This window comes from Roseivirga seohaensis subsp. aquiponti (genome assembly GCF_001267955.1).
In the GTDB taxonomy this organism is placed as follows: Bacteria; Bacteroidota; Bacteroidia; order Cytophagales; family Cyclobacteriaceae; genus Roseivirga; species Roseivirga seohaensis.
Window position 1 is genome coordinate 1 of the sequence record NZ_JSVA01000046.1, and the last position, 1,225, is coordinate 1,225.

The window sequence follows — 1,225 nt, forward strand, 5'->3', positions numbered from 1 at the left end:
CTTTCTTCATTGTATATATAGACAGACTGGTCGATAAGTTTCTGCATGAGCTTTAGATCACTCGTTGTAATGCCCAATATAAATTCATGTTTCAATATTCCATTGATTCTTTCAGCAACTGCGTTTTGATAAGGATCATAACTTTCAGTCATACTGCAAGCTACTTGGTGTTTACTGAGCAGCTCCTGATAGGCGTCACAGCAATATTGCAAACCTCTGTCGGAATGGTGAATAAGCCTCTGCTCAGGGTATATGCGCTTTTCAAGTGCTTGTTCCATTGCAGGCACAACTCCTGATGCGTCTAGACTCTTTGATACATTGAAGCCCATTATTGTTTTTGAATAAGCATCAGTGACCAACGACAAGTACATTGGGTTGACTCTGGTGCCGATATAGGTAATATCAGATACCCAAACCTGTTCAGGCCTATTGATCTCTAATGATTCGATCAGGTTTTTATGTTTCCTGAAACGATGGTGAGAGTCTGTTGTAATGTGGTATTGTCTTTTAGGAGTAATTTGAAGGTTATTGGCCTTCATGATAGCAAATAATCTGTCCCTACCCACCCCAAGAGGACTTAGCCTTTCCTCTAGAAGGTGATATAGCTTCCTTGTGCCCAAACGAGGCATTCTCATCCGGACTTGCTCGACCATAGCCACCACTTCAGTGGCTATTTGCTGCCTATTTCTTTCTCTATTTATACTTCGGTAATAAACCTGTCTATTGACCCCGAACAACCTACAGGTGGCCGTTAAGCCTTCTTTTTGCTCGACTTTGAAGCGATCAACTGTTCGGGTAAAGACTTTTTTCTGATAGGGATTTTAAACTCCTCTTCAGCGATATCTATCATCATATCAAAGAAAATCACCTTCTTGTCTGATGTTTCGACTCGCTTTTCAAGTTCCTTTTTCTGCTTTTCAAGTAAAAGCACTTTCTGCTCTAGTTCTAAAAGTCGTTGATCCTTTGATTTAGGCATCTGCATTGTTGATTTGTTCACCCAATCAAAGCTACCAAATTTTCTCAGCCAATTGGTTACAGTCGAATGGGACTGAATACCGTACTTCCTTGCTGCGGCTTTTATTCCTAATTCTCCGTTTTCAATCTCTTTTACTACACTCAATTTAAAAGCGTAACTGTAGTCTCGCTGTGTACGCTTAACATACTCTCTTTCATTGTCTTCTTTCATAACATTACTTTTTGTGTAACGCTATTTCAGGACGGGACA

At 40.2% G+C, this 1,225-nt stretch carries 2 protein-coding genes; both read right to left on the minus strand.

Annotation, left to right across the window (positions count from 1 at the left end; genetic code table 11):
• A partial coding sequence (locus OB69_RS18145; protein WP_053225170.1) for an IS3 family transposase occupies positions 1-737 on the minus strand: 737 nt, incomplete at its 3' end.
• 14 nt (positions 738-751) lie between these two features.
• Entirely contained in the window at positions 752-1,186 is a 435-nt protein-coding gene (locus tag OB69_RS18150) for a helix-turn-helix domain-containing protein (RefSeq protein WP_053225171.1), read from the minus strand.
• Positions 1,187-1,225 lie beyond the last annotated feature (39 nt).

Coding starts and splice junctions, on each gene's coding strand:
- OB69_RS18150 (WP_053225171.1), bottom strand. CDS start 1,186: ATGAAAGAAGACAATGAAAGAGAGTATGTTAAGCGTACACAGCGAGAC.